General features: G+C 69.8%; 24 protein-coding genes and 1 pseudogene. 11 read left to right on the top strand and 14 right to left on the bottom strand.

The genetic code is table 11. The features are described 5' to 3' along the window. Positions 1–50 precede the first annotated feature (50 nt). From AB0H76_RS22390 to AB0H76_RS22355, 8 genes are all read right to left on the bottom strand, one after another. Positions 51–2966, bottom strand: a complete 2916-nt coding sequence (locus AB0H76_RS22390; RefSeq protein ID WP_357327125.1) for a Na+/H+ antiporter subunit A — start codon at positions 2964–2966, stop codon at positions 51–53. A gap of 60 nt (positions 2967–3026) precedes the next feature. Next, a complete protein-coding gene (locus tag AB0H76_RS22385) occupies positions 3027–4331 on the bottom strand; it encodes a hypothetical protein (RefSeq protein ID WP_357327122.1) in 1305 nt (434 codons plus the stop codon). Between the two features lie 49 nt (positions 4332–4380). After that, positions 4381–6615 carry an AAA family ATPase gene (locus AB0H76_RS22380; RefSeq protein ID WP_357327119.1) on the bottom strand — a complete coding sequence of 745 codons (2235 nt, stop codon included), beginning with the start codon at positions 6613–6615 and terminating at the stop codon, positions 4381–4383. Positions 6616–6660: 45 nt separating this feature from the next. After that, positions 6661–7083: a hypothetical protein gene (locus AB0H76_RS22375; protein WP_357327115.1), complete on the bottom strand. Its 423-nt coding sequence runs from the start codon at positions 7081–7083 to the stop codon at positions 6661–6663. Positions 7084–7162: 79 nt separating this feature from the next. Continuing rightward, on the bottom strand, positions 7163–7516 hold the full coding sequence (locus tag AB0H76_RS22370) for a UBP-type zinc finger domain-containing protein (protein ID WP_357327112.1): 354 nt from the start codon (positions 7514–7516) through the stop codon (positions 7163–7165). Further along, entirely contained in the window at positions 7509–8984 is a 1476-nt protein-coding gene (locus AB0H76_RS22365) for an ATP-binding protein (RefSeq protein WP_357327109.1), read from the bottom strand. Before AB0H76_RS22365 ends, AB0H76_RS22370 begins: the two co-directional genes overlap by 8 nt. 11 nt (positions 8985–8995) lie before the next feature. After that, a complete protein-coding gene (locus AB0H76_RS22360; protein ID WP_357327106.1) occupies positions 8996–10663 on the bottom strand; it encodes an FAD-dependent oxidoreductase in 1668 nt (555 codons plus the stop codon). Between the two features lie 52 nt (positions 10664–10715). Further along, on the bottom strand, positions 10716–10883 hold the full coding sequence (locus tag AB0H76_RS22355) for a hypothetical protein (protein WP_357327103.1): 168 nt from the start codon (positions 10881–10883) through the stop codon (positions 10716–10718). Positions 10884–11070: 187 nt separating this feature from the next. Here AB0H76_RS22355 and AB0H76_RS22350 point away from each other — a divergent pair, with 187 nt between their 5' ends. After that, positions 11071–11526 (top strand): SRPBCC family protein, encoded by a 456-nt coding sequence (locus AB0H76_RS22350; RefSeq protein WP_357327100.1) that lies wholly within the window; start codon positions 11071–11073, stop codon positions 11524–11526. Here the strand turns inward: AB0H76_RS22350 and AB0H76_RS22345 are convergent, their stop codons facing one another. Beyond that, the gene (locus AB0H76_RS22345; RefSeq protein WP_357327097.1) at positions 11527–12555 is read right to left on the bottom strand and encodes a beta-ketoacyl-ACP synthase III; all 1029 of its coding nucleotides are present in this window, start codon (positions 12553–12555) and stop codon (positions 11527–11529) included. Between the two features lie 183 nt (positions 12556–12738). Here AB0H76_RS22345 and AB0H76_RS22340 point away from each other — a divergent pair, with 183 nt between their 5' ends. The 6 genes from AB0H76_RS22340 (at position 12739) to AB0H76_RS22315 (ending at position 17324) form a co-directional block, all read left to right on the top strand. Next, on the top strand, positions 12739–13011 hold the full coding sequence (locus AB0H76_RS22340; RefSeq protein ID WP_357327094.1) for a GlsB/YeaQ/YmgE family stress response membrane protein: 273 nt from the start codon (positions 12739–12741) through the stop codon (positions 13009–13011). Positions 13012–13131: 120 nt separating this feature from the next. After that, the gene (locus AB0H76_RS22335) at positions 13132–13851 is read left to right on the top strand and encodes a phosphatidylserine decarboxylase (protein WP_357327091.1); all 720 of its coding nucleotides are present in this window, start codon (positions 13132–13134) and stop codon (positions 13849–13851) included. Next, positions 13851–14756, top strand: coding sequence for a phosphatidylcholine/phosphatidylserine synthase (locus tag AB0H76_RS22330; RefSeq protein WP_357329812.1), 906 nt, complete (start codon positions 13851–13853; stop codon positions 14754–14756). The genes AB0H76_RS22335 and AB0H76_RS22330 overlap by 1 nt, the downstream gene beginning before the upstream one ends. Before the next feature lie 114 nt (positions 14757–14870). Then, positions 14871–15749: a sigma factor gene (locus AB0H76_RS22325; RefSeq protein ID WP_357327088.1), complete on the top strand. Its 879-nt coding sequence runs from the start codon at positions 14871–14873 to the stop codon at positions 15747–15749. A gap of 58 nt (positions 15750–15807) precedes the next feature. Next, positions 15808–16533 (top strand): Clp protease N-terminal domain-containing protein, encoded by a 726-nt coding sequence (locus AB0H76_RS22320; RefSeq protein WP_357327085.1) that lies wholly within the window; start codon positions 15808–15810, stop codon positions 16531–16533. Beyond that, positions 16530–17324, top strand: coding sequence for a class I SAM-dependent methyltransferase (locus AB0H76_RS22315; RefSeq protein ID WP_357327083.1), 795 nt, complete (start codon positions 16530–16532; stop codon positions 17322–17324). The genes AB0H76_RS22320 and AB0H76_RS22315 overlap by 4 nt, the downstream gene beginning before the upstream one ends. Here the strand turns inward: AB0H76_RS22315 and AB0H76_RS22310 are convergent. Beyond that, on the bottom strand, positions 17321–17971 hold the full coding sequence (locus tag AB0H76_RS22310; RefSeq protein WP_357327081.1) for a response regulator transcription factor: 651 nt from the start codon (positions 17969–17971) through the stop codon (positions 17321–17323). The two genes, AB0H76_RS22315 and AB0H76_RS22310, sit on opposite strands and share 4 nt — an antisense overlap. After that, entirely contained in the window at positions 17968–19140 is a 1173-nt protein-coding gene (locus AB0H76_RS22305; protein ID WP_357327079.1) for a histidine kinase, read from the bottom strand. The genes AB0H76_RS22310 and AB0H76_RS22305 overlap by 4 nt, the downstream gene beginning before the upstream one ends. Positions 19141–19267: 127 nt before the next feature. On the opposite strand from AB0H76_RS22305, the gene AB0H76_RS22300 reads away from it, so the two are divergent. Then, positions 19268–20233, top strand: a complete 966-nt coding sequence (locus AB0H76_RS22300; protein ID WP_357327076.1) for an SDR family NAD(P)-dependent oxidoreductase — start codon at positions 19268–19270, stop codon at positions 20231–20233. Then, positions 20230–20574: pseudogene (locus AB0H76_RS22295) on the top strand (GtrA family protein); the annotation flags it as partial. The gene AB0H76_RS22300 and the pseudogene AB0H76_RS22295, both read left to right, overlap by 4 nt. On the opposite strand, the gene AB0H76_RS22290 reads toward AB0H76_RS22295, so the two are convergent. After that, the gene (locus tag AB0H76_RS22290) at positions 20575–22692 is read right to left on the bottom strand and encodes an NAD(+) synthase (protein WP_357327073.1); all 2118 of its coding nucleotides are present in this window, start codon (positions 22690–22692) and stop codon (positions 20575–20577) included. It abuts the pseudogene before it with no gap. A 43-nt stretch (positions 22693–22735) separates the two neighbouring features. Next, entirely contained in the window at positions 22736–23410 is a 675-nt protein-coding gene (locus AB0H76_RS22285; RefSeq protein WP_357327070.1) for a suppressor of fused domain protein, read from the bottom strand. 135 nt (positions 23411–23545) lie between these two features. Between AB0H76_RS22285 and AB0H76_RS22280 the strand changes: the two genes are divergently transcribed. Together AB0H76_RS22280 and groL are read left to right on the top strand one after the other, a co-directional pair. Further along, positions 23546–23848: a hypothetical protein gene (locus AB0H76_RS22280; protein WP_357327067.1), complete on the top strand. Its 303-nt coding sequence runs from the start codon at positions 23546–23548 to the stop codon at positions 23846–23848. A 218-nt stretch (positions 23849–24066) separates the two neighbouring features. Further along, positions 24067–25692, top strand: coding sequence for a chaperonin GroEL (gene groL, locus AB0H76_RS22275; protein ID WP_357327064.1), 1626 nt, complete (start codon positions 24067–24069; stop codon positions 25690–25692). Positions 25693–25779: 87 nt separating this feature from the next. Here groL and AB0H76_RS22270 read toward each other — a convergent pair whose 3' ends face one another. After that, the gene (locus AB0H76_RS22270; RefSeq protein ID WP_357327062.1) at positions 25780–26427 is read right to left on the bottom strand and encodes an Rpn family recombination-promoting nuclease/putative transposase; all 648 of its coding nucleotides are present in this window, start codon (positions 26425–26427) and stop codon (positions 25780–25782) included. Between the last annotated feature and the right edge of the window lie 22 nt (positions 26428–26449).

Here is a 26449-nt window from a genome sequence, read left to right as displayed (position 1 = left end):
CTCCGGCATGCCCTCGGCGGGCTGGCACATGATTCGCTCGCTGCGCTCGCTCACGCCTCCTCGAGCTCCTTATCCAGGCGCGCACCGAGACTGCGCAGCACGTCCAGCACCAGACCCACCACGATCAGGTAGACGCCGAGGTCGAAGAACATCGCGGTGACCAGCTTGATGTGGCCCAGCTCCGGCAGCGTCACCTCGAGGATCGCCGAGGACAGCGGCGGCGCGCCCAGCAGCAGCGAGCCGACGGCGGTGCCCGCGGCCAGGGTGAGCCCCGCGCCCAGCAGGTGCCCGGCGTCCACCGGCAGCGCCTCGCCGAGTTCGTAAGGGCCACCGGCCAAATAGCGCAGGGTCAGCGCGAGCCCCGCGGTGAGGCCGCCCGCGAAGCCGCCGCCGGGCGCGTTGTGACCGGCGAAGAAGAAGTACACCGACAGCACCATGATGGTCGGGAACACCAGCCGGGTGGTGATCTGCAAGACCATGGAGCGCTCGCGCCGGTCCACCAGTCGTCCGGCCGGCAGCCAGCTCACCGCGTCCGGGTCGTAGTTCGGCGCGTCCACCGCGCGCGGCGCGCTGCCGAAACGGCGGGTGCGGAACACCAGCGACGCGACACCGGTGGCGGCGACGATGAGCACCGAGATCTCGCCCAGGGTGTCCCAGGCGCGGATGTCCACCAGCAGCACGTTGACCGCGTTCTTGCCGCCGCCGAAGGTGTAGGCGGCCTCCGGGATCAGCTGCCAGATCGGCTCGGTGCTGCGGGCGGCGGTCGCGAAGGCCGCGAGCACCGCCACGGTCGCGCCGACGGCGACCGCGAACACCGCGCGGTGCGGGCGATACGCGGCGGTCCGGCTGTCCTCGATCTCGGCCGGGAAGGCCCGCAGCACCAGCACGAAGATGACCAGGGTCAGGGTCTCGACCAGAAATTGGGTGAGCGCCAGATCGGGCGCGCCGTGCAGCGCGAAGATCACGCCGCAGCCGTAGCCGGTGACGCCGACGACCAGCACGCTGGCCAGGCGATTGCGTAATACGGTGGCGCCCAGCGCCATCGCCGCCATGATCGCGCCGACGGCCAGTTGCAGCGGGGTGTCCCAGATCCGCAGCCGCACCTCCTGCCGCGCGCCCAGCACCAGCATCGCGATCGGCAGGACGATGAGCGTGCCGAGAATGGTGGCCTGGCTCAGCGGCAGCGAACCGCGCTGCACCGTCGCTGTCATCCGCCGCGACAGCCGATCCATGGCGCGCAGGGTGGCGTCGTAGGCGCGGTCGGCGTTGCCGAGGCGGTGGTGCGCCGCGGCGGCGATCTCGTGCCGGAACGCGAACAGTGTCGCGCCCGCGAGCAGAATGCCCGCGGTGAGGATCAATTCGATGTTCACGCCGTGCCACAGCGCCAGGCTCGTGGACTGGACTCCCGGCAGCGTCAGCGCGTACGGCTCGATCGCGTGCCCCAGCCACGGTGTGGTGCACCCGCCCACCACACCGGCGATCGCGAGAATCGCGGGCGCGGCGACGAACAGGGTGCCGGGCTCGTGCCAGTGCACCCCGATCCGATCGTCCCCGTTCGCGGGAATGCGCACGCGCCGGGGTTTTTCCCGCGGTTCGTCCAGATGCCGCGACACATCGATCGGATGCCACAGCACCGGCCCGGTATCCGCGACGGGCTCCTGCGTTGGCCGCCAAGGTTTTTCGCCGAACGCGCCCCAGACGAACCGGGCACTGTAGGCGACCGTCAGGGCGGAGGCGACGACCACGCCGACCAGCAGAGCGTTGCGCGCCGGCCCGGGTAGGTCCGCGTGCATGATCGCGGTCAGCGCGCTCTCCTTGCCCGCGAACCCGAGCAGCGGCGGCAGCCCCGCCATGCTGGCCGCGGCGAGTCCGGCGATGCCGGCCAGCACCGGCGCCTTGCGGCCCAGGCCGGACAGCCGGCGCAAATCCCTGGTGCCGGAACAGTGGTCGACGATCCCGACCACCATGAACAGGCACCCCTTGAACAGCGCGTGCGCGATGATCATCGCCACGCCGGCCAGCGCCGCGTCCGGCGAGCCGAGCCCGACCAGCACGATCAGGAAGCCCAGCTGGCTCACCGTCCCGAAGGCCAGCACCAGCTTCAGGTCCGTCACCTGCAGCGCGCGCAGGCCGGCCAGCAGCATCGAGAACACCCCGAGCGTGAGCACCAGCGGATGCCACACCGGACTCGACGCGAACACCGGCGACAGCCGCGCCACGAGATAGACCCCGGCCTTGACCATGGCCGCGGCATGCAGATACGCGCTGACCGGCGTCGGCGCGGCCATCGCGCCGGGCAACCAGAAGTGCAGCGGCACAATGGCCGACTTGCTCAGCGCCCCGATCAGCACCAGCACCACCGCCACCTGCACCGCGATCCCCTCGGGCGGATGCTCGGCGGCCAAGAGATCCGAGAGCAGATAGCTGCCGGTGCGTTGCCCCAGGATGATGATCCCGACCAGCATGCTCAGCCCGCCCGCGGCGGTCACCAGCAGCGCCTGGATCGCGGCGCGCCGGCTCGCGGGGCGCTCCCCGTTGTGGCCGACCAGCAGGAACGACAGCACCGTCGTGGTTTCCCAGAAGACGAAGAGCAGCAGCATGTTATCGCTGGTGATCAGCCCGAACATGGCGCCCGCGAAGCCGACCAGCTGGGCCGCGAACACGCCGAGCCGGGGTTCGTCGTCGGCGAAGTATCGAGCGCAATAGACCAGGATCAGCGCGCCGATGCCGAGCACCAGCAGCGCCATGATCGCCGCCAGGGTGTCCAGGCGCAGATCGATGTTCATCTCGATCGAGGGCGCCCACGCGAGCCGGACCTCCTGGGTGACACCCCAATTCGAGATCACCCACAGCAGCGAGCCGAACGGCACCAGCGCGAGTCCCAGGAAAGCGTTGCGCCCCCAGACGCGTACGCACGCCGGCGCCAGCAGCGCGGCGAAGGCGTGTGCGATCAGGATGGCGAGCAAGCCGGGGGCTCCAGAAGGTCGGCGAGGCGGTGGGCGGTACGGGTGCGGTCCGGCGGTCGGCTAAGCCGCCGCCGGCTCGGGTCTGTGTCTGTGCCGCGGGCGCACGCGGTGCAGCACCAGCAACCCGCCCGCACAGCAGATCGCCGTGAAGACCGCGACCCGCCCGGGAGTCGCCGGATCGGGCAGGCCCGGCCGGTCCGGCCAGGTCGGATCCTGATCCGGCAGCGCGGTGATCAGCGACGGCAGGAACAGCGCCGCGACGGCCAGCACCCCGCTCGGCGGGTAGTGCGGATGCGCGGTGCCGCAGCAGTATCCGGTGATCAAACCCAGTGCGACGCTGCCGATCGCATACAGCAGCGAGCTGTCGTCGTTCGCGCTGAACAAGCCGAACAACGACAGCCCGAGGATCGCCAGGATGGCCAGCGCGGCCGACGGTAGCCGGGCGCCCAGCAGAATGCCCGCGGCGGTCACCGCGAGCAGGGTCAGTACCAGCCACGCCGGTCTCGGCGTCGCACCCAGCGCGTCCGCGGCGGCGACCAGCGCCACCGCCAGGAAGACGCCCACTCCATCCCGGCCGGGCAGCAGCATGGCCGCGGCCGTCGCCGCCACTCCGATCACGACGATCGCCATGCCGATCTCGGTGCCGTGCCCTTCGGCGTTCGCGACGTCGGTGTACTGCCGTGAGAGCCACTCGGTCATGGCGAGCACGACCAGTGCGAGCAGCGTGGCCCCGAGGATCGGGGTGATCGGCAGTTCCACCGCGATGCCGGGCGGCGGCGTGCTGCCGATCCGGGTGCGATGGCGCCACGCGCTGAAGAACAGGAGTACGACCGCGAGGGCGATGAGGGTGCGCGGCGGGGTTTCCAGCACCGCGTAGGGATCATGGTCGCGGATGTCGAGGACCTCGGCGAGGTCGCCGATCACGAAGGTGCCCGCACCACCTAGCGCGAAACCGAATCCCGGCCCTTGGCGGCCGGATTGCCAGCAGCGCAGGGCCGCCGCGCCGAGCGCGCCCAGCAGGATGCCGCCGCACACCGCGTCCACATAGTTCTGGGTGGTGAGCAACTCCGGCGCGGAAACCTGGCGGCCGACAAAGTGGTTCACGAGCAGCGCGATCGCCCCGCCGAAGGCCCACCACCAGGCGGCGGCCGGTCCGGCGAAGGTCCGCATCAAGACCGCGACGGCCACGGCCACGATCACGCCGATGGCGGCTCCCCGCGGGACGCTGTTGATCAGGCTGGCGATGCGGTAGGGCGTGCTGTTCAGGGTCCAGGAGAAGGTGATCGGCAGGAACAGCGTGACACCCGCGACCGCGGCCCCGACATAGGCCGTGGTCGCGTCCAATAGTTCGCCGCGCCTTCGCACGCAGCCGAACATACCCCCGATAGTGCTGGTTACAGCTGATTGCTGCTAGTTAGCTACTGGTGTCGGCGTAGCGCCGCAGCGCTTCCACCTGAACCGGATCCAGGGACGGGCGCACCACCGCGCGCGCCGCGGCGACATCCGCGGCGCTGACATCGGCCGCGTCGACATCCCGGCGCATCGCCGAGAGCGCGGCCTCGCGCAGCAGTGCCGCGCAATCGGCCGCGGAGTAGCCGTCCAGTTCCTTGGCCAGCGTGCTCAGGTCGACATCGGCGGCCAGCGGCACCGAGCGACCGGCCGTGCGCAGGATCTCCAGCCGCGCCGCACCATCCGGCGGCGGCACGAAGATCGAACGCTCCAGCCGGCCCGGCCGCAGCAGCGCCGGATCGATCAGCTCCGGCCGGTTCGTCGCGGCCAGCACCACCACATCGCGCAGCGGCTCGACGCCGTCCAGTTCGGTGAGCAGCGCCGCCACCACCCGGTCACCGACGCCGGAGTCGCTGCTCTGGCCGCGGCGCGGGGCGAGCGCGTCCACCTCGTCCAGGAAGATCAGCGACGGCGCCGAATCCCGGGCGCGCTGGAACAATTCGCGGACCGCGCGCTCCGAGGAGCCGACCCACTTGTCCATCAGCTCGGCGCCCTTCACCGCGTGCACGCTGAGCTGGCCGCTGCCCGCGAGCGCCCGCACCAGGAAGGTCTTGCCGCAGCCGGGCGGACCGTAGAGCAGCACACCGCGCGGCGGCTCGACGCCCAGGCGGGCGAAGGAATCCGGATGGCGCAGCGGCCACAGCACCGATTCGGTCAGCGCCTGCTTGGTTTCGACCATATCGCCGACGTCGTCGAGGCCGAGGCTGCCGATGGCCAGTTCCTCCATGCCCGAACGGGACAGCGGCCGGATCACTTTCAGCGCGCCCAGCAGATCCTCCTGGGACAACTGCGGCGGCGTCTGCTCCTTGGTGCTGCGCGAGGCCGCGCGCAGCGCCGCCTCCCGGCACAGCGCCGCGAGATCGGCGACCACGAAACCCGGTGTGCGCGCGGCGACTTCGTCGAGCTTCAGCACGCCGGTGGGCACCTTGCGCAGCAACTGCTCCAGCAGTGCCCGGCGCACCGCCGCGGTCGGCAGGGCGACGGCGAGCTCGCGGTCGCACAGATCCGGGGCGCGCAGCCGGGCGTCCACCCGGCTCGGATGCGCGGTGGTCGCCAGGAACGCGATACACGGCGAGGCCACCGCGGCCCGCAGCTGATCGAGGATGAGGGTGGCGACCGGCTCGGCCTGCACCGGCAGCAACGCGTCGATATCGGTGATCAGCAGGATCCCGCCTTGCCCCGAGCCCACCTCCGCGACCGCGGCCGCGACGTGGCGCAGCCGGTTACCGCCCTCCTCGGCGCCGACGGTCGGGCCGTCGAGCTCCACCACCCGCCGCGGCGCGGCCACCGCGCGGGCCAGTGTGGACTTGCCGACACCGGCGGGGCCGGTGATCAGCACGCCGAGATGCGGTGCGGCCCCGAGGACCTTGAGCAGTTCCGGCTCGTCCAGCGCCAGGGTGAGCCACTCGTCGAGTTTGGCCGCCTGGGTGTGCACGCCCGCCAGCTCCTCGACCGGGACAGCCGGGACCGAGCCGCCGACGGCGCTGCGGCCCAGCCGGCCACCGTCCGTGGTGGCGACCGAACCCGGTGCGGCGCCGACGGGCAACGGCGTGCCGACATCGGCGATATCGAGCCGGGAGACCGCGCCCGCACCCCACACCACCGCGGTATTCGGCTGCACGCTCACCGGGCCGGGCCCGGGATCGGTCGCGGTCACGGTGAGCAACTCGGTGGTCCAGGCGATCCCGAAGGTGCGCGAAAGGGCTTGGCTGGCAGCCGAAGACGGCAGATCGGGGCCGAGGTCGCGGGGCAGCAGCGAGACCGTGTCGCCGATCGTGACGACCTTGCCGAGCAGCGCCTGCCGCAGCGTCGCCGCCGGAATGGTCCGGGTGGCGTGCACCGATCCGCTCACCGAAATCTGCTTGGCGCCATACACGGTCGCGGGGGAGACCACCACGGTGGTGCTCTCCCGCAGACCGGCGTTGGACAGCGTGACATCGTCGAGCAGGGCCACCCCGGCGGGCGTGCCGGCCGGCGCGATCCCCGCCACGGCGGCGGTGCGCCGGGAACCGAACAGGGCGATGCCGTCCCACTCCCGGAGACCGAGGGCGGCCAGCGCTTCCGGATGCAGCCGCACCACCCCGCGCCGGGCATCGGCGGCGGACGGATTCAGGCGCGCGGTGAGCGGAAGTTCGGCCACCGTGCCATTCTGCCCGCGCCGCCGCCTATCTGCCGCTGACTTCGTCTACTTCTGGGTGACGATGTTCGCGGCGACGGCGACCGGCTTGTTCGCGTTGCTGCCCGCCAGGCACACCAGCTTCGCGGTGCCCAGCGCGACATTCGGGCTGCCCGCGAAGCTGCTCTCCGGATTCTCCGACAGGATCTCCTCCACCAGCGACTTCTGCGACTCGGCGTCGAGCAGCTTGAAGTCGCCGCAGGTGGTGCGCGAGGCGGTACCCAGCTTGGAGGTGTCGATCGCGCTGGTCGGGGCCGCGGCGCTGGTCGGCGCGCTCGCATTGCCGGACGACGCGCTGGTGCTCGCCGCCGACGTCACGGAGCCGCCCTTGCGCAGGCCGCTCGCATCGCTGGAATCGTCGGACCCGCCACAGGCGGTCAGTGTCAGTGCCACCGCGCCGGCGGTCAGAACCATGACGGAAATTCGCTTCATGCCTTGCTTTCCCCGGTGCTCCGGGCGCCGGAACCTCCGGCGCGTTCGGTGCAGCGTACCGGGTGTGATCAAGAGCCTGTCAGTGCACGTGCGACTGCCAGTCGGCCGGTACCCGACCGCGCGGTCCGGGCACGCCCTGATCGGCCGGATGACTGTGCGGCGCGGCCAATTCCGGGCCGTCACCGTACATTTCCTCGGTCTCGTAGTTCCAGAACCAGTCCTCGCCCGGCTCGTAACTCTGGATGAACGGGTGACCGCCCTGGGTCGCGTGCTTGGACGCGTGCTGGGCGGGCGAGGAATCACAGCAGCCGATGTGCCCGCACTGCGCGCAGCGCCGCAGATGCACCCACCAGCCCTGGTCCGCTTCGCATTCCACGCAGCCGGGACCACTCGGCGCGGCGGTGGGATCGATACCTTCGATTGCCTCAGACATCAGTTGCCTCCGGTGCTGGATTGTCGCTGTGCAACGGTAGCCGGACGATGAATCGGGTGTTGCCCGGCTCGGATTCGACGCGGATGTCGCCGTTGTGCTTGTTCACCACGATCCGGAACGAGATGTCCAGGCCGAGGCCGGTGCCTTCACCCACCGGCTTGGTGGTGAAGAACGGTTCGAAGATACGGCGCAGCACCTCGTCCGGCACCCCGGGGCCGGTGTCGCCGATCTCGATTGCGGCGCAGTCGCTTTCCTTGTAGGTGCGCACGGTGAGCGTGCCCTCGCCGCCCATGGCGTAGACCGCGTTGTCGATCAGGTTGGTCCACACCTGGTTCAGTTCCGCCGCGTAGCAGGGGATCTGGGGGAGGGTGCGGTCGTAGTCCTTGACCACCTTGATCGAGTCGCCGATCTTGCGGCCCATCATCACCAGCGTGCTGTCCAGCAGCTCGTGCAGATCCACCACCTGGAACGGCGCCCGGTCCATCTGCGAATACTGTTTGGCCGCACCGACGAGCGTGGAGATGCGCGTGGTCGAGTCGGCGATCTCGTTCATCAGCAGCTCGGTCTCGATGGTGTAGTTGAGCCAGCGGATCGCGCCCTCGAAGACCTTGTCCTCGCAGCCCTCCAGGGTGCCGTGCACCGTCTCCAGCCAGTCCTCGTCGATACCGGCCTGCACGAAGTTGGGCGCCAGATCCCAGCCGCCGGAGATGTCGTGGTTCTCGAACCACTCGCCGAGCGTGTCCTCCCGATCGCTGGCCTCCATGGTGGTCAGCTCCGGGGCCTTGGCCACCTTGTCGGCCGCCTCCTCCTGCAAACGCACCAGGGTGAGCAGGACCTCCGGGGAGAACTTGCCCTGGGCCAGCATCGCCAGCTTGTGCCGCATCCCCGCGACCCGGTCGCGCAGCCCGACGGTGGCGCGCACGGCGGCCGCCGCCGGATTGTTCAGCTCGTGGGTCAGGCCCGCCGACAGCGAACCGAGCGCGAGCAGCCGTTCCCGTTCGGCCACCCGCTGATTGGTGGTGCGGTTGCCGTAGAACGCGCCCTCCAGCAGATGCACCGCCATCGGGAACCACTCGCGCATCATCCGCGCGAAGGTGCCCGCGTCCAGCACGAAGAACCGGGACTTGCGGGTCACATACATCGAGCCGGTGTAGTTCTGCTCGACCGCGTCGCCCAGATAGGCGGTCCAGGCGCCGGAGTAGACGCCCTTGTGATCGGTCCGGTTCACCTCGAGTTCGGTGCCGCCGGACATCTTGGTGATGCGCACCTCGCCGTCCATCAGCACGTAGAAGCAGGTGGCCGGCTCGCCCTCGTGGAAAACCGGGCCGGGGTCGAGGTATTCGATCCGGCCGTCGGCGCACAGCCAGGCCAGCTGCTCGTCGTTCAGGCTCTCGAACAGGAACAGGGTGCGCAGCTCGGCGGGATCACAGACGCCGTGGCTGGTGCGGGTCGCGGTTTCTTCGGTCATTTTCCTTGCTCCTACGCGAGGTACCGGTGCACGAACATGACGGCCATGGCGCCCTCACCGACCGCGGACGCCACCCGCTTGGCCGATTCGGCGTGCACGTCACCGGCCACGAACACACCGGGCACGTTGGTCTCCAGATGATGGGGCGGGCGGGGTAGCTCCCAGCCGCCGGGGCGCGCGCCGTCCACGGTCAGATCCGGGCCGGCCAGCACATAGCCCGCCGGGTCGCGTTTGACGACGCCGTCGAGCCAGTCGGTCTGCGGTGCGGCGCCGATGAACAGGAACAGCCGCTCGGCCTCGGCCTTCTCCTCGACGCCGGTCGCGTTGTTGCGCAGCACGATGTACTGCAGATGGTCCTCGCCGTCGGCGCCGACCACCTCGGTCTCGGTGTGCACCTCGATATTCGGGATCTGCGCGATCTGCTGGACCAGATAGTGCGACATCGACTTGTCCAGCGAATCGCCCCGCACCACCAGGTGCACCGCGCGGGCGTTGCGGGACAGGAACACCGCCGCCTGACCCGCCGAATTGGCGCCGCCGACGATGTAGACGTCGTGGTCGGCGCATTCGGTGGCCTCGGTCATCGCCGAGCCGTAATACACGCCGCGCCCGGTGAATTCGTCCACGCCCGCGGCGGGATGGCGGCGGTAGTCGACGCCGGTCGCGATGATCACCGTGTGCGCGCACAGCCGCCCGCCGTCGGCGAAGGTGACGGTGCGCGCCGACCCGTTCACCTCCAGGCTCACCACCTCGCGGGTGGTGATGACCTCGGCCCCGAACTTCGCGGCCTGGCGGCGCGCGCGGTCGGCCAGCTGCCCGCCGGACACACCGTCCGGAAAGCCCAGGTAGTTCTCGATCCGGGAGCTCTGCCCGGCCTGCCCGCCGGTCGCGGTGCGCTCCACCAGCACGGTGCGCAGGCCCTCGGACGCGCCGTAGACCGCCGCGCCCAGGCCGGCCGGGCCGCCGCCGACCACGATGAGGTCGTAGAAATCGCCCGCTGGGTTGACCGTCAGGCCGACGTGCTCGGCCAGCTCGCTGTCGGTCGGCTCGATCAGCGCCTGCCCGTCGGAGGTGATCACGACCGGGCAGCGATCGGGCCCGACACCCGCGGCTTCCAGCAGGCGCCCGCCCTCGGCCTCCTCGGCCAGGTACCAGCGGTAGGGCAGCTGGTTGCGGGCCAGGAACTCGCGCAGCTCCGAACATCGCGGGGACCAGCGGTTGCCGATCACCTTGGTCTCGGTGACCGGCCGGTTCGCGCTGCTGCGCCAGGCTTCCAGCAGGCCGTCCAGCACCGGGTAGAGCTTCTCCTCCGGCGGATCCCAGGGCTTGAGCAGATAGTGGTCCAGGTCGACGACGTTGATCGCGTCGATGGCGGCCGAGGTGTCGGCGTAGGCGGTCAGCAGTACGCGCCGGGCGTAGGGATGCAGGTCCATGGCCTGCTCGAGGAATTCGATGCCGTCCATGCCGGGCATCCGGAAGTCGGCGATCAGCACCGCGACGGGCTGGCCGCGCAGTTTCATCTCGCGCAGGGCATCCAGCGCGGCGGGGCCGGACTCGGCGCGCAGGATCCGGTAGTCGGCGCCGTAGCGGCGGCGCAGGTCGCGGACGACCGCCCGGGAAACACCCGGGTCGTCGTCGACGCTGAGAATGGCCGGCTTCGAAGCAGCTGGAGCAGTCACCTGGTCAGTATCTCGCGCCTGGCGACCGGCTGTCGTGCCCGGTGGCGTGCGATCAGAGCTGATGGTGCAGGACCAGATCGAGTTCGGTGGGTGTCAGCAGGCGTTCGAGCTTCTCCTCGGTCGGCCGTGCCTTCACCGGTCGTCCATCCTCCGGTTCGATCGAAGGCAGCAGCGGAAGTTCGTTGGTACGGCGACGGGGTAGGAGCGAGCGCAGTTTCACAGCCGATCACCTCACGCTGGATGGGAAAGTTGGTGGCAGTGCGTCTGTTGGTGCTACGTCTATCCGCCATTCTGCGCCCGGGATTACATCGGACGGTGATCAGAAGGCCAAAATGTGACCCGGTTGTATTCCAATTGGCTCCCACTACTATGTGTGACATCTCGTCACTCACAATACGGAGGCAACGTTGCCGAAGAATCTCGAAGCGTCGATCGACATCGCCGCTGCCCCCGAGCAGGTCTGGCGCGTTGTCGCCGATCTCAAGCGTATTCCGGAGTTCAGTCCGCAGACCGTGCGCACGATCCCGTTCGGCAAGGTCAAGGTCGGCACCTTCGCCCTGAGCCTGAACCGCGACGGCAAATTGTTCTGGCCCACCACCGCCCGTGTCGTGCGTTTCGAGCCCAATTCCGCCTTCGCGTTCAAGGTGCTCGAGAACCGCGCGGTCTGGAGCTTCACCCTGGAGCCCGCCGGCACCGGCACGCGGCTGATCCAGCGCCGGGATTCCCCGAACGGCACCACCACGTTCTCCCGCAAGGCCATCGAGCTCGGGATGGGTGGCTACGACCGCTTCGACGGTGTCCTGGTCGACGGCATGAACCGCACGTTGCAGGGCATCAAGACCGCCGTCGAAGCCGGCCGCTAGCTATTTCCAGTTCGGGAGCGTGACGACCTGCGCCGCATAGGACAGCCCCGCGCCGAACGCGATCAGCAGCGCGGTGGCGCCGGGCTTGGCCTCGCCCTTGCGCAGCATCGCCTCCATCGCCAGCGGGATCGAGGCGGCCGACGTATTGCCGGTCTCCTCGATGTCGTTGGCCAGCGCGCAGTTCTCCGGCAGCTTGAGCACCCGCGCCATGATCTCGATGATCCGGCCGTTGGCCTGGTGCGGGATCATCGCCTCCATGTCGTCGGTGGACAGCCCCGCGCGATCGATCGCGTCGCGGCACACCTTCTCCAGTGAGTGCGCGGCCCAGCGGAAGACCGCCGTGCCCTCCATCGCCAGGTAGGGGCGGACCGCGTCCAGGCCCTTCTCCTCGATCTCGGTGAAGAACTCGACCCAGTCCTTGTCCTGGCGGATCGCGTGATGCTGGGTGCCGTCCGAACCCCACACCGTGGGGCCGATGCCGGGCTCCGCGGCGGGGCCGACCACCACCGCGCCCGCGCCGTCGGCGAACAGGAAGGCGGTGGAGCGGTCGGCCGGGTTGATCGCGTCGGTCAGCTTTTCGACGCCGATCACCAGCACGTTCTTGGCGGTGCCGCAGCGCACCAGATCCGAGGCCACGGCCAGCGCGTGGCAGAAACCGGCGCAGCCGGCCGAGATATCGAAGGCCGCGGCGCCGTTCATGCCGAGCTCGGTGGCGATGCGCGGGGCGGCCGCCGGGGTGAGTAACAGGTGCGTGGAGGTCGCCACGATGACGCAGTCGACCTGGTCGACCTCGATCTCGGCGGCCTCGATGGCCGCGCGCGCGGCGGCGACGCTCATCGACTGGATGGTCTCGGTGTCGTCGGCGAAGCGCCTGGTCTTGATGCCCGATCGGGTACGGATCCACTCATCGCTGGAATTGATCGGCCCCGCGACTTCCTCGTTGGTCACGACTCGAGCGGGGCGATATACGCCGAGCCCGAGAATCGCGGTGTGCTCTGCTCCAGTGGTCTGGGCGAATCGAGCAGACATATGCGTCTCCTTGTACCTGGCGCTGCCTCATCCAAAATGCCCCTGCACAGACATGAGGCCCCCTCATATTAGCCGGAATTCGGCGTGGCGGAAGCGCGTATTCCGACAATCCCCGGGTATACCGAGCTGAGCACGTCATTTGGTACAGACGTGCGTACCCCAACTAGTGGATGCGAGGTTTCCATGCTGGGTCTTGGGATTATCGGATGGATCATCATCGGCGGTCTTGCCGGATGGATCGCGAGCAAGTTCATGGGGACGGACGCCCAGCAGGGCATCGTCCTCAATATCGTCGTTGGGATCGTCGGAGGTCTCCTCGGCGGATTCCTCCTCAAGCTGGTGGGCGTCGACGTCGAAGGCGGCGGCCTCATCTTCAGTTTCCTGACCTGCCTCGCCGGCGCGGCAATCCTGCTGTTCCTGGTGAAGCTCGTGACCGGTCGACGATCAGTGCGCTGACCGGCGCGACAACCGTTGGCACGTGCCACAGGCTCCGCTTCCCGTAAGGTGTGATCGCTTGCGTCGGCCCTATCGTTGAGGGCGGCTGTAACCTTTGCACCGAGCACGAAAGAGGAGCCTGTGGCACGCCGTCCTACCCCGCCCGGCACGCCCGATACCACCGCCGTCGGCCATGTGGTCGACCTGGTTCGGTCCGCGATTCCCCCGCTGCACCCCGCCGGGCTGCCGTTCGTCGCCGTTCCGCTCGCGGTCGCGGTGCTCGGCGGCAAGCGCAAGTGGGTCCGCCGTACCGGTCTGCTGAGCGCGGCCGCGATCGCCGGATTCTTCCGTCACCCGCACCGGGTGCCGCCGAATCGGCCGGGCGTGGTCGTAGCGCCCGCCGACGGTGAGATCGCCCTGGTCGACACCGCCGCGCCGCCCGCCGAACTGGGTCTGGGCGATCAGCCGGTGCCCCGGGTCAGCATCTTCCTGTCCGTCCTGGATGTACACGTGCAGCGGGTACCGGTCTCCGGCACCGTGCGCGAGGTCCTGCACCAGCCCGGTCAGTTCAAATCGGCCGATCTGGCCGACGCCAGCGCCGTCAACGAGCGCAACAGCCTGGTGCTGGACACGCCGTCCGGCGCGCAGCTGGTCGTGGTGCAGATCGCCGGTCTGCTCGCGCGCCGCATCATCTGCGACGCCCAGAAGGGCGATGTGCTCACCATCGGTGACACCTACGGCCTGATCCGCTTCGGATCTCGGGTCGACACCTACTTCCCGGCCGGCACCGAGCTGCTCGTGCAGCCCGGGCAGCGCACGATCGGGGGCGAAACCGTCCTGGCCGTGCTGGCCGGTTCATGATGGAGGCCGTCCTGTCCAGTTCCTCTCGGTCCACGCCGGCGCCCAAGCAGCGCCGGCGCTCCATCCGGCTGCTGCCGAGCGTCGTCACGATCCTGGCGCTGTGCGCCGGGCTGTCGGCGGTGAAGTTCGCGCTGGACGGCCGGCTCGACATCTCGCTGGCCATGATCGGCGCGGCGGCCGTGCTGGACACCCTGGACGGACGGCTGGCCCGGATGCTGGACGCCACCACCAAGATCGGCGCGGAGCTGGATTCGCTCTCCGACGCCATCTCCTTCGGTGTGGCGCCGGCCCTGGTCCTCTACATCACCCTGCTGGACGAGAGCAGCATCGGCTGGATCGTCGCCCTGCTGTACGCGGTCAGCCTGGTGCTGCGCCTGGCCCGGTTCAACACCCTGCTCGACGACGACACCCGCCCGGAGTGGTCGCGGGAGTACTTCGTCGGTGTGCCCGCGCCCGCCGCCGCCTTGATCGCGCTGGTGCCGATCGCGTTGTTCGTGCAGTTCGATGATCCCTGGTGGATCGGGTTCTGGCCGGTCGCGGCCTGGACGGTGTTTGCGGCCGCGTTGGCGGTCAGCACGATTCCGACGCTGGCCATGAAGTCGGTGTCGGTGGCGCCGCAGGCCGCCGCCGGGCTGCTGGTGCTGGTCGCGGTCGCCGCGGCGCTGCTGGTGACGTATCCGATTGTGCTGCTGCTGATTCTGGTGGGGCTCTACCTGTGCCACATCCCGTTCGCCTGGCATTCCCAGCGCTGGGTGGCGGCGCGGCCGGAGACCTGGCAGCACAAGCCGGCCGAACGCCGGGCCCAGCGCCGGGCGCAGCGGCGGCGACTGCCGCTGCGGCGTCCCGCGATTCGCGGCTCCAGCGCGCGCCTGCGCCTGCGCCGCCCCGGCGCGAAGCGCCCGTAACCGGACGACCTCGGCCCCTGCCCGAGGTTCTCCGCAGGTTTCCGCAAGCCCCGAAAGGTACTGTCACACCTGGCGATCGAGCCGCATCCGGCGACGAGCACAGGAGGGGTGGCGGTGGAATCCGACGGGCTGCACGAATTCCAGGCGCATCGCCCGCGCTTGTTCGCCCTGGCCTATCGCATGCTCGGCTCGGCGCGTGAGGCCGAGGACACGGTGCGCGAGACCGCGCTGCGCTGGAACGGCACCGGCCGCGGCACGATCCGCGCCGCCGAGGTCTGGCTGACCGCCACGGTGGTGAATCTGTGTCGCGCGCGGCTGGTTTCGGCGCGCACGCACCGGGCGGCCTACGCCGGGCCGTGGCTGCCGGAGCCGGTTCCGACCGCGGGTGGTGCGCTCGGCCCGCTGGAGTCCGCGGAAGAGCGCGCCCAGGTTTCGCTCGCGGTGCTGACCGTGCTGGAGCGGCTCGAACCGGAGGAGCGGGCGGCCTTCGTGCTGCGCGAGAGTTTCGCCTACGCGCACCGCGAGATCGCCGACATGCTCGCGCTCACCGAGGCCGATATTCTGCGGTCCTATCGCCGGGCCTGTGCGTGGGTGCGAGAGAGCAAGGGGCGCTTCGTCTTTCCCGGCGATAGCCGGATGCCGGCCGAGCGGCTGCTGAAGGCCGCGCGCACCGGCGACGCCGACGAGGTGGCCCGCCTGCTGGCCGAGGACGTCGTGGTGACGGCCGACAGCGGCGGCCGGGAGCCCGCGGCCGCGCGGCCGATCACCGGAGCCGAACCCGCGGCCTGCTATCTGGCGGGGTTGATTCCGCCCCCGGCCGACGGGCTGGAGGTCGCCGTCGAAGAGATCAACGGGGCGTTCGCGGTGGTCGCCCGATTGCGGCGGCGGCCGATGCTCGTCCTCGATGTCGACGCGGGCGAGGGCGGGCTGCACGCGGTGCGGGTCGTGCTCAGCCCGGCCAAACTGGCCTATTTCGCGGGTCTGACCAGCTGAACAATTAATCGTCAACTCATGGTTGACGGCATCGGATCGTCAACCTATCGTTGACGACATGACTCCTCCGATCCGTCTCGACGACATGATTTCCGGCATCAAGAAGGCCCGCCCCGACAACCCCCTGGACCAGCTCTCCGACGCGGTCGTCGCGGCCAATCACCTCGGCGAACTCGCCGACCACCTGATCGGCCACTTCGTGGACCAGGCCCGGCACTCCGGCGCCTCCTGGACCGACATCGGCGCCAGCATGGGCGTCACCAAGCAGGCGGCCCAGAAGCGTTTCGTGCCGAAGCATCCGGGTGACGCCGCCGCGCTGGACCCGAATGCCGGCTTCGCCAAGTTCACGCCCCGCGCCCGCCAGGTCGTGGTCGCCGCGCAGGAGGCGGCGCGATCCGCGGGCAACGCCCAGATCACCACCGCCCACCTCGTGCTCGCCCTGCTGACGGAGCCGGAAGGCCTGGGCGCACAGGAGATCATCGCCAACGGCGTCACCCTGGAAGCCGTCACCGACGCGGCCCGGGCCGCACTGCCCGCACCCGACGGCGCCGAACTCCCGCCGCTGATCCCGTTCGACGCCGAAGCCCGAAAGGCGCTCGAGCTCACCTTCCGCGAGGCACTTCGCCTGGGCCACAACTACATCGGCACCGAGCACCTGCTGCTCGCCCTGCTCGAACAGGAGAACGGCGCGGGCCTGCTCTCCGGCCTGGGCGTGGACAAGGCCAAGTCCGAAGCCCATCTGCAAGAACTGCTTTCGGTGTACCTGAGTCAGAAGCAGCCATGACCGCGCCGCATCGGCACCGGAAGCTGGCCGAGTCGTTCGGGGTCGACGCCGCGCGCTATGACCGGGCCCGGCCGCGCTATCCCGATGCTCTGGTGGCGCGGGTGCTCGCCGAGGCTCCTGGCCGCGAGGTACTCGATGTCGGTACCGGCACCGGTATCGCCGCCCGCCAGTTCCAGGCCGCCGGCGCGACCGTGCTCGGCGTCGAACCCGACTCGCGCATGGCGGAATTCGCGCGCGGCACCGGCGTCGAGGTGGCGGACGGCACCTTCGAGTCCTGGGATCCCGCGGGCCGGGAGTTCGACGTGGTCACCGCCGCGCAGGCCTGGCACTGGGTGGATCCGGTCGCAGGCGCCGCCAAAGCGGCGCGGGTGCTGCGCCCGCGCGGCCGGCTGGCCGTATTCGGTCACGCCTACGCGCCGCCGGCACCGGTGGCGGCGGCGTTGTCGGCCGCCGTTCGGGAGGTGGCGCCGGATTCGCCGTTGCACAAGGCTTTCGAGAGCGCGCCGTCGGCCGAGGCCGTCGTCGCGGGCTACCGGTCGATGTTCGACACGGCCGCGGACGGGATCCGCCGGGCGGGCGGGTTCGGCGAACCGGCGCACTGGCGCTTCGACTGGGAGCAGGCCTACACCCGCGCGGAATGGCTGGACCTGGCGCCCACCACCGGTGCGCTGACCCAGCTTTCGCCGGATCAGCTGGCCGAGGTGCTCGACAGCCTAGGGGCGGCGATCGATCCGATCGAGGGTGTCACGATGCGCTACACCACCTTGGCTGTGGTGGCGGCCCGGGACTAGCCGGGTGCGCGGGACACCGCGGCCAGTCGTACCCGGTTGGTGGCGCCGGTTTTCGCCATCAGATTGGTGACGTGCGTCTTCACGGTGGTGACGCCGACGTGCAGCGCCGCGGCGATCTCCGCGTTGGAGTGCCCCTCGGCGACCAGCGCCAAGACCTCGGCCTCGCGCGGGGTCAGCCCGAAAATGGCGGCGGGGTCGGCGGTTTCGGTGACCTGCCCGGTGCGCGCCGCGATCGCCGAATCCAGGACGCGCTGCAGGACATCGGGGGAGAAGGGGCGGCCACCGGCGGCGGCGCGGCGGATGCCGTCCAGCAGATCGGCGGGCGCGGCGTCCTTGACCAGGAATCCGCAGGCTCCGGCGGTGAGCGCCGGATAGAGGTGGTCATCGTCGTCGAAGGTGGTCAGGGCCAGGACCCGGGTCGACGGGCGGGCCGCGAGAATGGCCGCGGTGGCGCGGATTCCGTCCATGCCCGGCATCCGCAGGTCCATCAGCACCACATCGGGCCGTGTCTGCTCGGCCAGCCGCACGGCGTCGCCGCCGGTCGCGGCCTCGCCGACCACCTCCAGGTCACCGGCGCTCTCGCAGAGCATGCGCAACCCCGCCCGCACCAGGCGCTGGTCGTCGACGAGCAGGACGCGCACGGTCACGACGCGGCCGCCGTCGGGGCGGGCAGGTGCGCGGCCAGCCGCCAGCCGTTGCCGGTGGACCCGGCCGAGAGCGTGCCGCCGAGCAGCGCCACCCGCTCGTGCAGGCCGATCAGTCCCACCCCGCGGGTGCCGTCGCCGGCCGGTGCGGGCGCGCCGGAACCGTTGTCGCGCAACAGGAAATCGACGCCACCCGCCGCGCGGGAGATGGCCAGGCGGGCATCGGCGCCGGTGCCCGCGTGCTTGACGGTGTTGGCCAGCCCCTCCTGGGTCAGCCGCAGCAGGGTGAGGCCGACCGTGGCGTCCACCTCGATGATGTCGGCGCCCACCTCGGCCTCGATTCGCAGGCCGAGCCGCTGCGCCCGATCCACCGCGGTGGCGATCGCGTCCGGCAGATCGGCCGGGGCGACGAAGGATTCGCCGTTCGCCTGCGGGTCGCGCAGGATCGTCACCAGTTTGCGCAGGTCCACCAGGGTGGCCTTGCCGCTGGCGTGGATGTCGTCGAGCACTGCCAGCAGGGCGGGCGGCGCGTCGGGCACGGCGTGCCGGGCCACACCGACCCGCAGCACGGTGGAGGAGACGTGATGGGCGATCAGATCGTGCAGTTCGCGGGCGATCGCGGTGCGCTCGACGGCGCGGGCCGCGGCGATCTCGGTCGCCCGGCGCCGCTCCAGGTCGAGCGCCTCGCGCCGCGACCGCTCCGCGTTCTCCCGCGCGGCCCGCAGCAGCACACCGAGCAGCAGCGGCGCGGCGGCCATGACGACCGCGCGGTAGCCCATGGCGGCGACCCCGCCGAGAGCCGGATGCGCCAGGTACGCCCCGGCGAGCGCGCCCGCACCCAGCAGCGGTCGCCAACCACCCTGGCGGGCCGCGAGTTCGGTGAGCGCGACGGCCGCGACCACCTTCGAGACCGCCGGTCCGGACTGCCCGAACTCGAAGCCGATCAGCAGGAGCGCGGTGGTGGTGAGCGCGGTGGCCAGCGGCCAGCGCGCCCCACCGGCGACGGCCAGCAGCGACAGCGCGGCGATGGCCCAGTCCAGGCCGGTGGGCGCGTCGGCGAGCAGCAGTTGATAACCCGCGCCGACCGCGCACAGGACGACCATGCGGATCGGCAGCGACCGGGCATCCAGCAGCCACTCCACGCCGCGATCCACGCCACTCGCCTCCACCACGTACCCATGATGCCCGGTAGGAGTGGCCCGCAGCTCCTACCAAGGGAGGAGAGGACTCCACCCCGGGGCCGCGATTCCAGCCCTGGGGGCGGATTCGCGCGGCGCGCCGGGCGGCCAGAGTCGAGGTATGACCGATGAGCAGGACACCTTCGACACCGCGGCCGTCGCCGAGGCCGCGCCGAAAACGAACCGGCGCAAGCTTTTCGGCCTGACCGCCGCCGGTCTCGCGGCCGGTACCGCCGCCGGTCTGGCCGGGGGGATCGCGCTCGGCGCCGACGCGACCCCGCCCCGCGCCCAGCACGGTGGACTGCGCCGCTTCGACGGCAAAGTGGTGCTGGTCACCGGCGGCACCTCGGGGATCGGGGCGGCCGCGGCCCGGCAGTTCGCCGCTGAGGGCGCGCGGGTCGCGTTCTGCGGCCGACGCGTCGAGCGCGGGCAGGCCGTCGAGCGCGAGATCCGCGCCGCCGGGGGCGATGCCACCTACTTCCGCGCCGACGTGCTGATCGAAAGCGAGGTGCGAGATTTCGTGGAATCGGCGGTGCGGCGCTACGGCGGGCTGCACGTCGCGTTCAACAACGCGGGCATCACCATTCAGAAGAAGCTGCACGAGTACAGCGCCGACGAGTTCGATCGGGTGCTCGGCACCAATGTGCGCGGTGTCTTCCTGTCGATGAAATACCAGGTGCCCCACCTGATTCGGGCCGGCGGCGGCACCATCGTGGTGACCTCGTCCAGCAATGCCGTCGCCACCGACGCCGGGCGCGCCGCCTACACCGCGGCCAAGCGCGGGCTGGTCGGGCTGGTGCAGTCGGCGGCGCTGGACTACGCGGCCGACGGGATCCGCGTCAACACCCTGGTGCCCGGCACCACCGACACCGAACTGGTGCGCCGCGCCGCGGGCATGGCGGCGGTGCCCGACGACGTCTACCAGGTGTTCATGAAGCAGTGGGCGAAATCCAACGTGCCGGGACTCGGCCGCCTGGCCACCGCCGAGGAGATCGCCGCGTTCGCACTGACTCTCGCGTCCCCGGAGCATCCGTATCTCACCGGGGCCCAGCTGGTCATCGACGGTGGAAAGACCGCGCACGCATGAGGGGGCCGATGCGATTCGCCCGCAGCGATCACGCGCTGGCCCAGCTGCTGCGCTTCGCCTCGGTGGGCGGGCTGGCCAATCTCGGCTATCTGCTGGGGTTTCTGGCGTTGCACGGCCACGGCACCCAGGTCGCCAATGTCGCGGGCTCGGTCCTCAGCACCGCCCTGGCCAACGAACTGCATCGGCGCCTGACCTTCCGGTCCGCCCGGGTGGGCTGGGTGAGCGCGCAGCTCAAAGGTGGCGGCACCGCCGTCGGCGCGCTCGCCGCCAGCGCGGGCACGCTGGCGCTGCTGGAGGTCACCGCTCCCGGATCGAGTGGCCCGCTGGAGGCCGCCGCGGTGTTAGCGGTCTCCGGCCTCGTGGGTGGACTGCGATTTCTTTCGCTGCGCCACTGGGTCTTCCGGGCTGCGGTCGGGGACGTTGCGGGCGAGCTCGTCCAGCCAGGCGGCGGCGGAGGCGTCGCTGGGCGCGCGCCAGTCCCCGCGTGGTGAAAGCGATCCGCCGGAGCCGACCTTCGGGGCGTTCGGCAGGGTGGACCGCTTGAACTGGCTGGTCTGGATGAAGCGGCGCAGGAACTCGGCCAGCCAGTGCTTGATCACCGGCAGGTCGTAGGCGTTGCGCTGATCGACCGGGATCAGCTCCGGCCAGGCGCCGCGAGCGGGGTCGGACCAGGCGTGCTGGGCCAGATAGGCGATGCGGCTGGGGCGATCGCCGAAGCGCAGCAGATGGTAGAGGTGGAAATCCTGGAGTTCGTACGGGCCGACGGTGGCCTCGGAACTCTGGCCGGGTGCGCTGTCGTCGCCGTGCGGGACGAGCTCGGGTGAGATCTCGGTCCGCAGAATGGATTTCAGCACGTCCTCGGCCGCCGAGCCGAACTGATCGGTGTCGGCGGCCCAGGCGATCAGGTATTTGATCAGGGTTTTCGGCACCGAGGCGTTGACGCTGTAGTGCGCCATGTGGTCACCGACGCCGAAAGTGCACCAGCCCAGGGCGAGTTCGCTGAGGTCACCGGTGCCGACGACCAGGGCCGCGTGCTGGTTGGCCAGGCGGAACAGGTGCGAGGTGCGCTCGCCCGCCTGCACGTTCTCGTAGGTGACGTCGTACTGCGGAACACCCTCGGCGGCCGGGTGTTTCAGATCGCGCAGCATCTGGGTGGCCGACGGCTTGATGTCGATCTCCTCGGCGGTCACACCCAGGGCCGCCATCAAACGGTGTGCGTCGGTGCGGGTTCGGGTGCTGGTTCCGAAGCCGGGCATCGTGTAAGCGAGGACGTTCGCGCGCGGCAGGCCGAGCCGGTCCATGGTCTTGGCCGCCACGATCAGGGCCTGGGTCGAGTCCAGGCCGCCGGAGACGCCGATGACGAGGCGTTCGATGCCGGTGGCCCGCATCCGGGTGCTCAAGCCCTCGACCTGGATGTGGTGCACCTCGGCGCAGCGCTCGTTCAATTCCGCCGGATCGCTGGGAACATAAGGGAACCGCGGGATCTCGCGGCGCAAGGGGACGGCCTCGACCGGAATCGGCAGGTCGACCTCGATCCAGCGCATCGTCATCAGCCGGTCGCGGTGGTCGTGCACATTGTCGGCGAAGCTGGTGGTGCGCAGGCGATCCGCGGCCAGGCGTTGCAGGTCGAGGTCGGCCAGCACCAGTTGCGGTTCCTCCGCGAACCGCGCGCCCTCGGCGAGCAGGTCGCCGTTCTCGCAGATCAGCGCCTGGCCGTCCCACGCCAGGTCGGTGGTCGACTCACCATGTCCGGCAGCCGAATACAGGTACGCGGCCAGATAGCGCGCGGAATGCGAGGTGCACAGTGCGCGCCGGTAGTCGGCCTTCCCGATGACGATATTGCTCGCCGACAGATTCACCAGCACGTTCGCGCCGGCCAGCGCGGCATAACCGCTGGGCGGCAACGGAACCCAGCCGTCCTCGCAGACCTCCAGGTGGAAGGTGAAGCCGGTCAGGTTCGTCGCGGTGAACAGGAGATTCGATCCGAACGGGACTCGTTGCCCGGCGATCACGATGTCGTCCTGCAAAGACTCACGCGCGGCCGCGAATTGGCGCTTCTCGTAGAACTCCCGGTAGTTCGGCAGATAACTCTTGGGCGCGGCCCCGAGCACCCGCCCGTGTGCCACCGCGATCGCGCAGTTGAACAGCCGCCCCTGGCTGCGCACCGGCGCGCCCACCACCAGCACGGTGTCGATCTCCAGGCTCGCGACGAGCAGCCGGTCCAACGCCAGCCGCACGCCGTCGTCCAGGGCGTCCTGATGGAACAGGTCCTCAGCGGTGTAGCTGGACAGTCCGAGCTCGGGAAACACCGTCAGCACCGCGCCCTGCTCGGCGGCCTGCCGGGCCAGCTCCAGGGTCTGCTCGAGGTTGTAGGCCGGGTCGGCGACCCGCACCCGGGGCACCGCGACCGCGACCCGGGCGAACCCGTGCCGGTACAGCGATTCGAACGGCACCCGCATGCGCCCGCCTCCCGTCGGAGATGATCATGGTTCGCTGCCGAATCTACGCCCGTCCGCGCAGTCCGCCGCCCCAGCGCGGCCAGCTCGCCTGCGGTTTCGGCTCGGGGATCAGCGAGCGCCGTCCCATGTCGGTGACATACATCGGCAACTGTTCGGACATCCCGCCCAGCAGCGCGTTCAGCTTGCCGCCCAGGGTGGCCCGGTACTCGGTCATCGTCAGCCCGACCAGCTGGCGGAACTCCACCCGCCCGAACGGCGCCTGCAGCACGCCCAGTTCGGGATCCACCACGAAGCCCACCGCGTGGATCAGCGACTCCGGCCGGTCATCGGCGATCGGGCCACTCGACTTGATGGTGTGCCCGGGCTCGAACCGCTTGCCGGACTGGAAGACATAGCGGGCCAGGTTCTGCAGGAAGCGCACCGGCCACTGCGGCGCCCGCAGTTCCCCGTCCTCGCGCACCAGCCGGAAGGTGAACTCGAAACCCCAGCCCGACTCCGCCGGGTTGTCCCATTCCTTTTCGTACAGTTCGCTCATCCCGAAGCTGACGTAGTGCCAGTGCGGCACCGGCTCGGTGCACGCGTAGGCGTAGACGCCGTCCAGCGGCTCCGCGCCGCCCGCCGACCACGGATCCTCGGCCAGCCACCGTCTCGGATCGACCCCGCCGTATAGCTCGCTCAGCGCCCCCTCGATCGCTTCCCATCCGGGTCTACCACTCACCCGCTCAACAGTAGGTCCGCGCCCGCGGGACCGGCCGATCGGATGCATAACCCCCGCACAGTGTGAAGTATCACCGGTTCATTTGTCGGCCGGTTGGCTGGCGGCCGGGCGGGGGTAGCCAGTTAAGCTATAGCGATGGCGGATGAAACGGAAGAAACGGATTCCGACCTAGTCGCGGGAGAACGTCGCTCGGACCTGCTGACCGCGTTGTCGTATGTGTCGACGGACTACGGGCCGGACGGCGAGTACATCGTGAACGGGGATCTGCCGCCCGAGGTGGCCCCGCCCTTCATCCGGGCCATCATGCGGGTGGAAGCCGAGCTGTTGCTGCACGACGCCGAGCTGGTCACCGTGGACAACGAGGAACCGCGCACCCCCGACGAGCGGCGCACCGACGCCTTCGTCGCGCTGGTGCTGCGTATCGACGACCGCCCCTAGCTCCGCCGGAGGGGGCGACCTTGCACTCGTCATCGCCGAGTGCTAGAAATGGCATTGGCACTCCCTAGCTGTGAGTGCCAGGTCGGGCCGGTGAGACCGGGTCCATCGACACCCTCGGTCGTCCGTCGCGGGCACCGAACCTGGCCAGCGTTAATGGGGCGATCCGACCAGCGGTCGTCCTGCGTGTCACCCTCATTACTTGGGAGGATCCACTCGCAATGGCCAAGATGATTGCGTTCGACGAAGAGGCCCGCCGCGGTCTCGAGCGGGGTCTGAATGCCCTCGCCGACGCCGTTAAGGTGACGCTCGGCCCGAAGGGTCGCAACGTCGTTCTGGAAAAGAAGTGGGGCGCCCCCACGATCACCAACGATGGTGTTTCCATCGCCAAGGAGATCGACCTGGAGGACCCGTACGAGAAGATCGGCGCCGAGCTGGTCAAGGAAGTCGCCAAGAAGACGGACGACGTCGCGGGCGACGGCACCACCACCGCCACCGTGCTCGCCCAGGCGCTCGTGCGTGAAGGCCTGCGCAACGTCGCGGCCGGCGCGAACCCGCTCGGTCTGAAGCGCGGCATCGAGAAGGCCGTCGAGGCCGTCACCGCCAAGCTGCTCGACACCGCCAAGGAGATCGACACCAAGGAGCAGATCGCTGCTACCGCTGGTATCTCCGCCGGCGACGCGTCCATCGGTGAGCTCATCGCCGAGGCCATGGACAAGGTCGGCAAGGAAGGTGTCATCACCGTCGAGGAGAGCAACACCTTCGGGCTCCAGCTGGAGCTGACCGAGGGCATGCGCTTCGACAAGGGCTACATCTCCGGTTACTTCGTGACCGATCCCGAGCGTCAGGAAGCGGTCCTCGAGGATCCGTACCTGCTGCTCGTCGGCTCGAAGATCTCGACCGTCAAGGACCTGCTGCCGCTGCTGGAGAAGGTCATCCAGGCCGGCAAGCCGCTGCTGATCATCGCCGAGGACGTCGAGGGCGAAGCCCTGTCCACGCTGGTGGTCAACAAGATCCGTGGCACCTTCAAGTCCGTCGCCGTCAAGGCCCCGGGCTTCGGTGACCGTCGCAAGGCGCAGCTCGCCGATATCGCCATCCTCACCGGTGGCGAGGTCATCAGCGAAGAGGTCGGCCTCTCCCTGGAGACCGCCGGCATCGAGCTGCTCGGCCAGGCGCGCAAGGTTGTCATCTCCAAGGACGAGACCACCATCGTCGAGGGCGCGGGCGACGCGGAGGCCATCAAGGGCCGCGTGGCGCAGATCCGCACCGAGATCGAGAACTCGGACTCCGACTACGACCGTGAGAAGCTGCAGGAACGTCTGGCCAAGCTGGCCGGCGGCGTTGCGGTGATCAAGGCCGGCGCGGCGACCGAGGTCGAGCTCAAGGAGCGCAAGCACCGCATCGAAGATGCCGTGCGCAACGCCAAGGCTGCCGTCGAAGAGGGCATCGTCGCCGGTGGCGGCGTGGCTCTGCTGCAGTCGGCTCCGGCCCTGGACGAGCTGAAGCTCGAGGGTGACGAGGCCACCGGTGCCAACATCGTGCGCGTCGCGCTGTCGGCCCCGCTGAAGCAGATCGCCTTCAACGCCGGCCTGGAGCCGGGCGTCGTCGCCGAGAAGGTCTCCAACCTTCCCGCCGGCCACGGCCTGAACGCCGACTCGGGCGTCTACGAGGACCTGCTGGCCGCCGGCGTTGCCGACCCGGTCAAGGTCACCCGTTCCGCCCTGCAGAACGCCGCCTCCATCGCGGCGCTCTTCCTCACCACCGAGGCTGTCGTCGCCGACAAGCCGGAGAAGGCCGCCGCTCCCGCCGGCGACCCGACCGGCGGCATGGGCGGCATGGACTTCTGAGTCCTGCCCCCAGGCAACCAGTTTCATAACCGAAGGCCGGCCCACCACTGGTGGGCCGGCCTTCGGCGTTGGAAGAGGTTGCCGTCATCAGCGCATTCTCGGCTTGGAGGCCGACCGATCGGCCATGGCGGCGAAGTCTATTGCGGTGAACTTCGGGCCTATCTTGTGTAAATGGAGCATCAAGCGGACCGGTGGAGTCAGTTGCCGGGTTCGTAGCGCTTCGGCGTCGCTCCCGGCGATGTCATCAAGGAAGAAGTGGAAACGGGGCAGGTAAGGGCCCAATGTCTGGAGCGTGGACGGATCGGCATCGTAGAGATCGGCGAGTTCCGTAGGGGCTGACCATGCGACGCTGTTGTGGTTGCTGTGCACCAACACTGGGATGACAACGGGAAGTCTTCGGGTGCCGGGGTTTTCGCCCACATGGTCGGTCCAGATGCGGGCGACGTATCCGAGCATGCGCAGCGGCATCATTCGATCTGAGCAGCTCTGGTGCCCGACCAGTATGTAGATGAATGCGTCGTGTCCGTCGACACTGGTCCGGAAGAGCAGGTCGCTATAGCTCGAGCACAGCTCCGCACTGATGAAACTGGACGTCGTCAGCTCTAAGCGGTCCCAATCCAGCTGTGCGACAACCGCTTCTGGTAGCAGGGTGCGTAGCTGCGATGCGGCGTTGGCGGGTTCGCCGAGCACCTGTCGGAAATATTCGTCATGGGGGTTCGTGGGCGTGACAGCCATGTCGCGAGACGGTACTCCGGGA

Origin of the sequence: Nocardia sp. NPDC050712, assembly GCF_040654295.1 — a bacterium.
In the GTDB taxonomy this organism is placed as follows: Bacteria; Actinomycetota; Actinomycetes; order Mycobacteriales; family Mycobacteriaceae; genus Nocardia.
The sequence above is the reverse complement of the archived record's forward strand: the minus strand, read 5'-3'. Positions and strand labels throughout refer to the sequence as shown.